6 protein-coding genes are annotated in these 9,079 nt (G+C 68.6%); 3 read left to right on the top strand and 3 right to left on the bottom strand.

Going from position 1 to position 9,079, the window contains the following annotated elements; all coding sequences use genetic code 11:
- The first annotated feature begins 288 nt into the window (after nt 1–288).
- Complete coding sequence (locus NA4_RS39775; RefSeq protein WP_444980050.1) at nt 289–1,653, top strand: MinD/ParA family ATP-binding protein; 1,365 nt, start codon at nt 289–291, stop codon at nt 1,651–1,653.
- 41 nt (nt 1,654–1,694) lie between these two features.
- Here the strand turns inward: NA4_RS39775 and NA4_RS35825 are convergent, their stop codons facing one another.
- A complete protein-coding gene (locus tag NA4_RS35825; protein ID WP_245671750.1) occupies nt 1,695–2,126 on the bottom strand; it encodes a DUF4254 domain-containing protein in 432 nt (143 codons plus the stop codon).
- 239 nt (nt 2,127–2,365) lie between these two features.
- Between NA4_RS35825 and NA4_RS35820 the strand changes: the two genes are divergently transcribed.
- Nucleotides 2,366–3,169, top strand: coding sequence for a GntR family transcriptional regulator (locus tag NA4_RS35820; protein ID WP_067480108.1), 804 nt, complete (start codon nt 2,366–2,368; stop codon nt 3,167–3,169).
- 3 nt (nt 3,170–3,172) lie between these two features.
- Nucleotides 3,173–3,778 (top strand): GNAT family N-acetyltransferase, encoded by a 606-nt coding sequence (locus NA4_RS35815; RefSeq protein WP_084497753.1) that lies wholly within the window; start codon nt 3,173–3,175, stop codon nt 3,776–3,778.
- A gap of 11 nt (nt 3,779–3,789) precedes the next feature.
- Here the strand turns inward: NA4_RS35815 and eccCa are convergent, their stop codons facing one another.
- Both eccCa and mycP read right to left on the bottom strand, forming a co-directional pair.
- The gene (eccCa, locus tag NA4_RS35810) at nt 3,790–7,890 is read right to left on the bottom strand and encodes a type VII secretion protein EccCa (protein ID WP_067480106.1); all 4,101 of its coding nucleotides are present in this window, start codon (nt 7,888–7,890) and stop codon (nt 3,790–3,792) included.
- A gap of 3 nt (nt 7,891–7,893) precedes the next feature.
- Nucleotides 7,894–9,079 (bottom strand): type VII secretion-associated serine protease mycosin (gene mycP / locus NA4_RS35805; protein WP_067480104.1); only part of this gene is annotated, 1,186 nt, incomplete at its 5' end.

The raw sequence follows: 9,079 nt of genomic DNA, 5'->3' as shown, positions 1-9,079 counted from the left end.
CCGCAAGGCACCTCGCCGCAAGGCACCGGGCTGCAAGGCACCGGGCTGCAAGGCACAGCGCCGACGAACGAGACGACCGGACAACCGGGAACAGCGGCGAATCCGCCGCGCCCGCAAGGGGATCTGGGCGTCGCGACGTCGGGCTGGACGAGCGCCGCGGAAGTCGGCGCCGCTTCGGCACGGCCGGTCGGCGGACGACATCGGCTGCCCACCGAGACGAGCGAGCTGCCGGTCGCCCAGGCCCCGGCCGAGCAGGCGCCGGCATTCGATCAGCAGGTAACCCAGCAGATGCCCCACCGCGAGGTGGGCAATGTCGCGCCGGGTCCGGATGCTCCGGCCGACTTCGCCACCGAATATCCGGGTTACGCACCGCAGTCCGGTAGTGGACCGGCACCAGTCGCGCCCCAACAGGCTCCTACCGACCACTGGCGCGATACCGCCCCGCACGCCGGCACCGCACCGGTCGATTCCACTGGGCACCCTGCCCCATTCGCGGGTGGGCGGGCACCGGTCGGCGAACCTGCCGACCAATGGCGCCATGCCGCCGAGCAGAACCCTGTGCAGGGCAGCCAGGCGCCATATTCCGCGCCGCCCGCGCAACAGCACCCCGAACCGCAGGACTACGGACAAGCCGCGCAGGCGGGTGGCCGGCAATGGGGCAATCCGCAGGGTTACGCTCAGCCCCCTGCCCAGCAGCCGAACCCGCAGGCGGGGGCGCCATTCCAGCAGCCATCGCTGGACGACGTGCCGTTGCGGCGGGCCAAGCGGGCGCCGGGGTCCGGGTGGCGCAAGGCCGTGCACCACGTGTCCGGCGGCGCGATCAACCCGGGCATGTCCGCCGAGGAGCGCCGACTGCAGGAACTCGTTGCGCGGATCAGGCAGCCGGTCCGCGGTGATTACCGCATCGCGGTGCTCTCGCTCAAGGGCGGTGTCGGAAAGACCACCACCACCATGGGTCTCGGGTCGATCTTCGCGTCGATCCGTGGCGACCGGGTGATCGCGGTGGACGCCAACCCGGACTTCGGCACGCTGTCGCAGCGGGTGCCGCTGCAAACCCGCTCCACCGTGCGCGATCTGCTGCTCGATCCCTCGATCCAGCGGTACTCGGACGTGCGCAGACACACCTCGCAAGGCACCAGCCGACTGGAAGTGCTCGCCAGCGAACGAGATCCGGCCGCCTCGGAGGCGTTCAGCGATGAGGAATACCGCGCGGTGGCCGGCATCCTGCAGCGGTTCTACAACATCATCCTCACCGACTGCGGTACCGGCCTGATGCATTCGGCGATGACCGGGGTGCTCGACCTGGCGCATTCGCTGGTGCTGATCTCCTCGGCGGCAATCGATGGCGCCCGCAGTGCGGCCGCCACATTGGACTGGCTATCGCTGCACGGCCACGATCACCTGGTCCGCAACGCGGTCGTGGTGATCAACCTGCCACGCGAGGGGTCACCGAATGTCGGTGTCCAGCAGCTGCGCGAATACTTCCTGTCGCGTTGCCGCGCGGTGCATATCATTCCGTACGACCAGCACCTGTCCGAGGGCGCCGAGATCGATCTGCACCGGCTGCACAAGCAGACCAAGCGGGCCTATGTGGAATTGGCCGCGACCGTCGCCGACGATTTCGCCACCGATCACCGCCGCTACAACCCGTGACGCCGGCCGGAGCCTGCTCCGGCCCGCGTGCGCGAGTCAGCTCACCACTCGGGTAGACGCCGCCGGCCCGCCATGACATCGCGCACCAGATCGTCGTAGGCGTCGGCGAGTTCGGCGAGATGATGCCAGGCGTTGTGCAACAGATCGTCGTGCGCGTCCAACGTCATCAACGCGTGGTGCGCCCGCACCGAGGACTCGGCGAGCCGGTCGATCACCGCGCCAACGGTCTCGGTGTGCAAGGTGGCGCCGAGCCGATGCTGCGGCACGCTGCGCGCCACCCAGTCGTCGATCGCCATCACCAACTCTATTCTGCGGCGCTCGATTTCGCGGATCACCGCGACGGAGGTGTCCACCGAACCGCCACGACCGACGAGTCGGCGTTCATGGAGCACCGCCAGGTCACGAGCGAACCAGAGCAGTGGACCGCCGACCACCCGGTGGCCGCGACACGCCCGAACTAGTAGGTCGGACATGGGAAGTGGTCCCGGCGCCGAAGAACGCACCGAAGGATCGACACACCTCGGTGTGCCGGGGAGGGCCATTACGACCGTTGTATCCGAACCTGCCACGTTGCCTCGCCGTCATCGCCGCACAACACCGGATCAGGACGTTCATTACAATAAACCTCTGAAGTCGCCTGTCAAGCGTTACCCGGCCGTAGGGAGTCACGAAGAGTACACTTCGTTACCTGCATGACCAACCGAGGAGCAAGATGGCGGACGGTCCGACGTATCACCGGATCGCAGACCTCCTCCGCGAGGAGATCCGCGCAGCCAAGTGGAAGCCGGGCGATCGACTGCCCAGTCATTCCGAGCTTGCCGATCAAATGCAGGTCTCGATTACCACCGCCCGCAACGCCATCCAGGTATTGGTAACCGAAAATCTCGTCTACACCGCTACTTCCCGCGGAACCATCGTGCGAAGCCAGGAAGTGCTGGAATCCGTTGTCACCGATCATATCCGGCCCGACCGGCCGAAGACCGAGCACGACATCTTCGAGGAGGTCGCGCGGGCCGCGAACCGGGAGCCGTCGAAGGAGTTCAGCGCCAAGATGGAGCCGGCCAGCCGCGAGGTGGCGTCCTGGCTCGGCGTGCCGCCGGACTCCTGGGTACTGGCCAGGACAGTGGTGCAGTATCTCGACCATGAGCCCTGGTCCTGGGAGGTCAGCTTCTACCCCCGAGATCTGGCCGAGGCCACCGGAATCGACTCCCCGCACGATATTCCGGAAGGCACTACTCGCCGCCTCGCCGACCGGGGCCACGCGGAGACCGCGCACCGCGACACACTTGTCGCCCGGCCCGCCACCGCGGAGGAAGCCATCGTGCTCGGCGTAGCGTCGGGCACCGTCCTGCTCGATCACCTGCGGATCGGCGCCAACCACGAAAGAGTCACCCGCGCCACCCGTCATCGCTCGCTCGCCACCGGCAATCGCCTGGCCTACGAGCTCGGCGACACCGAAGGCACGGCCGTCATCCGGGCCACGCTCGCCAGATCGCACGAGCTCGGTCCCGCGTAAACCATGACGATCGTGCTCCGCCAAGCGACGCTCGGCGATCTCGGCATGATCTGCCGCCTGCGGGTCCAGCGCACGGCGTGGCTCACCGCGCGCGGCTCCGACCAGTGGACGGTCGCCGGACGCGGCCTGCCCATCGAGATCTTCGCTCGCGCGGTCGGCCGATCGCTGGACGCGGGCGAGACCTGGATCGCCGAGGTCGCGGGCGAACCGGCGGGTACCATCACGGTCAACGACCGCGCCGATGCCGGCCTGTGGTCGCGGTGGGAACTGGACGACGCGGTGATCGTCCACTTCATGATCGTCGACCTGCGATTCGCCGGCCAGCACGTAGGCCATCACATGCTCGCCCACGCGGGAACGCTTGCGCGCCAACGGCGGCGCGAGTGGGTTCGCCTGGACGCCTGGACCACCAACACCGGCCTGCACGACTACTACCGCTCGGCCGGATTCCGGCTGGTCCGCGTCGCGGGGCCGGCAGCGCAGGGGCCCTCCCGCGCGCTGTTCGAGCGCAGGGCCTGCAGCTGGGATCAGGCGCGGCCGGTGCCGGTCCCCGCCATCGGCCGTCCCGGCCATTCGGTGATTCTGGGGCCACCGCGACCGAACAACTGACCAGCCGCGGATTACAGCGAGGGCAGATAGGCGATCTGGATCATCTCCGGTTCCCTGCTGCGCGAGATGAGGGTGCCCCGCCCCGGTGGAAGCTTGGCCGAACGGATGTCGCCCAGGAACTTGCCCTCGTCCTTGGGCGCGCTCATCAGCAGCGCGTCGACCGAGATCTCCTTCATGCGGCCGAGCACCTTGTCGTACAGGGCCCGCGACGCGCCGCCGGAGCGCCGGGTGACGATGAGATGCATGCCGATATCGCGCGCTTGGGGCAGGAATTCCAGCAGTGGTTCCAGCGGATTCTGGCCGACGGCGACCATGTCGTAGTCGTCGACGACGATGTAGATCTCCGGCCCGCTCCACCAACTGCGCTCCCGCAGCTGCTGCGGCGTGATGTCCGAGCCCGGAATGCGTTTGGCGAGATACCCGGCGACTTCTTTGATCATGCCGACCGAGGTCTGCGACGACGTCGAATAGCCGGCCAGCTGGTCGCCTTCCAGCACGCCGAGCATGGTGCGCCGGTAGTCGATGAGGATCACCCTGGCCTGGTCGGCGGTCGAGTTCTCCGCGATGCCGAGCACGATGTTGCGCAGCAGCGTGGTCTTGCCGCATTCCACGTCGGCGAAGGCCATGAAATGCGGTTGTGCACCGAAATCGAGGACGAGCGGCTGCAATTCGGACTCGCCGAGGCCGACGACCACGCGGGTCGGCCCTTGTTCGATGCCACGAGCTCCCGCCGCCGCGAGGACCTGTTCGCGCGGAATCTCCATGGGCAGCATCCGCACCTCGGGGGCGCGCCTGCCCCCGTAGAGCTCGTTGAGCTGCTGTTTGGCGGCGCCGACACCTTCGGGCAGGGTCTGCGGATCGGAGTCGGAATCCAGCCGCGGCAACGCGATCAGCATGTGCAGACTGCCGGGCGTCAGGCCGCGGCCTGGACGCCCCATCGGGACGAGCACCGCGGTGCGCCGGTCCATTTCGGAATCCGCCGGGTCACCGAGGCGCAACTCCAGCCGGGTGCCGATCAGGTCCTTGACGGCCGGCCGGATCTCCGCCCAGCGATTAGCCGAGACCATGAGGTGGATGCCGTAGGACAGGCCCTGGGCGGCCAATGCGTTGAACGCCGGTTCCAGCACGTCGAATTCCGCGCGAATGGTGGGCCAGCCGTCGACGACCACGAATACGTCGCCGAACAGGTCCTCCGACAACGGGTCGGCGGCGCGCTCGGTCTCGGTCATCATGGCCAGTTTGGCCTTGCGCCTGCGGAACTCGTGGATCGACTCGATGCCCAGCTCACGGAAGCGTTCCTCGCGCTGGTGCAGCAACGTGGTCATCTCCGCGACGGTGCGCCGGACCCGGTCGATCTCGAGCCGTCCCGCGACCGAACCGACGTGCGGCAGGTCGGCCAGGCCGGCCAGGGTGCCGCCGCCGAAGTCCAGGCAGTAGAACTGCACCTGCTCGGGGGTGTGCGTGGCCGCTGCGGCCATGATGACCGTACGCAGGGTGGTCGACTTGCCCGACTGCGGACCGCCGACCACGGCCAGATTGCCCTGTCCTCCGGACAGATCGATGACCAGCACGTCGCGGCGCTGCTCGTAGGGTTTGTCGATGACACCGATCGGCATCCACAGCTGACCGTGCCGGTTCACCGGGGACTTCCAGTCCGGATCGGGCAGCAGCATGTCCACCGAGGGCGATTCGTCCAGCGGCGGCAACCAGACCTCGTGCGCGGGCCTGCCGTGACCGGTCAGGCGTCCGACCACCACTTGCAGCAGGGTCGCGGGCACCGCCTCGACCGTCCGGGCGACCTCGACCGGTTCCTCCGCGAGGTCGAGCCGGCCCGGCGGAGGCGGCAGCTCGAGCGATCCAGGGGGCGGGGGGAGCTCGGGAAGGCCGTGCGGGGCGGCACTTTCGGCGGCGTTGGCCTGCTCCCGCTCCTCCACTGTGCTCGCCGTGAAGACAACCGGTGACTGGCCACCGACCGCGCGACCGTCCACCTGCTGGCTGCCGCGTGGCGAAACGTAGGGGCCGGACACATAGGCGGCGTTGAACCGCAGCGGGTCGTCCGCGTCGCTCTTGAGGTAGGCCGAACCGGGCACACTCGGGAGGTGATAGGCGTCGGTGATACCGAGCACCGCGCGGGATTCGTTGGCCGAGAAGGTGCGCAGACCGATGCGATAGGACAGGTGGCTGTCCAGGCCGCGCAGTTTGTTCTCCTCCAAGCGCTGCGAGGCCAGCAGCAGATGCACCCGCAGCGAGCGGCCGAGACGGCCGATCATCACGAACAGGTCGGCGAAATCCGGCTTCTGGGAGAGCAGTTCGGAGAACTCGTCGACCACGACGAACAGCGCGGGCAGCGGGTCGAGCTGGGCGCCTGCGGCGCGCGCCTTCTCGTACTCGGTGACATTGGCGAAATTGCCCGCCGAGCGCAGCAGTTCCTGACGCCGGTTCATCTCGCCGGACAGCGCGTCCTTCATGCGGTCGACCATCGAGAGTTCTTCCTCGAGGTTGGTGATCACCGCGGCGACGTGCGGCAGCGATTCCAGGCCGAGGAAGGTCGCGCCGCCCTTGAAGTCGACCAGCACGAGATTGAGCAGGTCCGGCGAATGGGTGGCGACCAGCGAGAGCACCAGGGTGCGCAGGAACTCGGACTTACCCGAACCCGTCGCGCCGATGCACAAGCCGTGCGGGCCCATGCCGTTCTCGGCGGACTCCTTGATGTCGATCTCCACCGGTGTGCCGTCCGGGGTGACGCCGATCGGCACGCGTAGTCGCTCCCGGTCGCTGCGCGGGCGCCACACCACGGCCGGGTCGATCTGGGCGGCGTCCGGAATCTTCAGCAGCGCCATCAGACCGGGGACGACGCGCGTCTCGTCACCGAGGCTGACGATCTGCGCCGCGGTCGCGACCCGGTATCGAGCCAGGTCACGGGCCAGCGCTGCGGCTTCGGCCAGGCTCACCGAGTCCGCGGTCGCGAATCGTTCGGTGCCTGCGGCGGATTTCGCGGCGACCCACCCGTCCGACACCACCAGTTGCAGGCCGCGGCGCACGGCGAGACCGGTCTGCGGCGCGGTGAGGTCGAGCACGGTCACCGAATCCAGGCCCGCGTCGCTGACGATCCGCTCGGTTCCGCTGACGAAACCGTCGTCGATGATGACAAGTAAATGGATCCGGCCCGCGGTCGGCTGCGCGTTACGCATGAACCGGCCGCGTTCGAGCAGCTCGGCGGCCATGGCGGTTTCGAGTTCGCCCAGCGACCGGTACATCATGCGGGCCGATCCGATGCCGTCGCGATCGACCGGATGTTGCAGATGCGGAAGCCATTTCGCCCACGACCACGCCTCGTCATCGGGATCGCCGCAGATGATGGCGACCGCGGTGTGGTCGGGTCCGTGGAACGCGGTGAACTCCATCAGCATCGACCGCACCAGCATGCGGGTCTGTGCTGGGTCGCCCTCGATGTTGATGGCCGGGAACGCGCGCAGCGAGATCGCGGTCGGGAGGCTGTGCACCACCGAATGGGTGCGCACGAAACGGCGCAGCGCCACCGTCGACACCGGCTCCAGATCCTCCAGCGGACCCGTCTCCGGCCTGGCCAGCTTGGTCGCCAACCGGTGGCTGCCGACGCCGACGCGCACGTGCCCGAAATCCGGGTCGTTGGGGCGGCGCTCCCACATGCGCCGGGTTCCGACCAGCGACTGGAGATCGGCCGGGTCCGGATGACTCCACAGCAGCGCGTCGAGCTGCGCGCGCCCGGTCTTGCGGACGTCCTTGCGCACCTGGTCCAGGTACCGGAAGTAGTCCTTGCGTTCCTCGTTGAGCTCGGCGGCCTTCTTCGGTCCGCCCCCGCCCCGGTATCCCGCCATCATGCCGACCATCGACATGATCATCATCATCGGGAACATCATCATGAACGGATTGGCCAGCAGGCTGCGGCCCATCATGACCATCATCGCGATCATGCCGACCACGGCGACCACCATCACCACCGGCATGAGCTTCATCAGCAGCCCGGTGGGTATCGGGCGGGGAATCTCCGGCGGTGCGGTCAGCGCGACTTCGCCGCCGGGCGCCCGTGGCGGCGCGATGCGAGGCCTGCGCACGAAACCTTCGGTGGCCATGTCCTACAGTCCTTCTCCGGTCTCCGCCGGGTCGACGACGCCGCGGCCCCGGCGGAACGGAACGGACAGCGCGTATCCGATGCCGAGCAGCGACAGCAGCACGATGGCGCCAATGGTCGCGACGCGACGCGGCGTCGGATCGACATACGGGGGTGGCGGAGGCGGCGGAATCGGCCGCGCCACATCGGCTCCCGCGTTCACCGGGCGTTCGGGCAACTGGGCGGTCAGCGCGGCGAGCGGGTCGATCAGGCCGTGGCCGATCCGGTCGTCGCGCCCGGAGCCGGGTTGCTGCGCGGTGCGGGTGATCCGGTCGATCACCTGCTGCGCGGACAGCTGCGGGAATCGTGCCCGCACCAGCGCGGCCAGCCCGGACACGTAGGCGCTGGAAAAACTGGTCCCGTCAATGGATCCGACGCCCTCGGCGGTCTGCACCGAATCGACCAGACCGGTAGCGCCCGGCTTGCTGTCCAGCGAAACGATATTGCGTCCCGGGGCCGCGACGCCCACCCATGGACCATGGATGGAAAACGGCGAGACGGTGCCATCGGCCTCCACCGAGGCGACCGACAGCACATAGGGCGCGAACCAGGCCGGACTCACCGCGGTACGCACCGCGCCCCATCCTGTTCCCTCGTTCTGGCCATCACATGCCCCACCCTGCTGTATGTTTCCGGCCGCGGCCACCACGACCACATTTCGATCGTAGGCGTATTTGACGGCCGCGCCGAGTGCGCCGTCGGCCGGGTCCGCGCCCGTCGGCGAACAGGCGACCTCGGAGATGTTGATCACGCCCGCACCGAGGTCCACCGCACGCACGACCGCGGCGGCCAGGGTCAGCACGTTGCCGTACCCGGCGCTGGCGATCTTTCCCGGAACCTCCGAGCGCGCCCGGTCTTTCGGCTCGTACGCCAGGCTCAGCTGCCGGATGGCCAGGATCTCCGCGTCGGGCGCGACGCCGGAGAACGCGTCGTCGGGGCTCGGCCGCGCCGCGATCAGGCCGGCGACCAGCGTGCCGTGGCCGTCGCAGTCGCTGGTGCCGTCGGAGGTGGACACGAAATCTCCGCCGGGCTGCAGCGCGGGCAGCCGCGGATGCCGGTTCACGCCGGTATCGATCACCGCGACCTTCTGTCCGCCGCCACGGCTGAACTCCCAGGCCGCAGGGAGTTCCAGAATCCGTTGCGGCAGCGGC

Origin of the sequence: Nocardia amamiensis NBRC 102102 (assembly GCF_001612745.1) — a bacterium.
Classification (GTDB): Bacteria; Actinomycetota; Actinomycetes; order Mycobacteriales; family Mycobacteriaceae; genus Nocardia; species Nocardia amamiensis.
The sequence above is the reverse complement of the archived record's forward strand: the minus strand, read 5'-3'. Positions and strand labels throughout refer to the sequence as shown.

Excerpts from the sequence above, each read along its gene's own strand:
- NA4_RS39775 (WP_444980050.1), top strand. The coding sequence starts at position 289 with ATGCCCCACCGCGAGGTGGGCAATGTCGCGCCGGGTCCGGATGCTCCG.
- NA4_RS35825 (WP_245671750.1), bottom strand. The coding sequence starts at position 2,126 with ATGTCCGACCTACTAGTTCGGGCGTGTCGCGGCCACCGGGTGGTCGGC.
- NA4_RS35820 (WP_067480108.1), top strand. The coding sequence starts at position 2,366 with ATGGCGGACGGTCCGACGTATCACCGGATCGCAGACCTCCTCCGCGAG.
- NA4_RS35815 (WP_084497753.1), top strand. The coding sequence starts at position 3,173 with ATGACGATCGTGCTCCGCCAAGCGACGCTCGGCGATCTCGGCATGATC.
- eccCa (WP_067480106.1), bottom strand. The coding sequence starts at position 7,890 with ATGGCCACCGAAGGTTTCGTGCGCAGGCCTCGCATCGCGCCGCCACGG.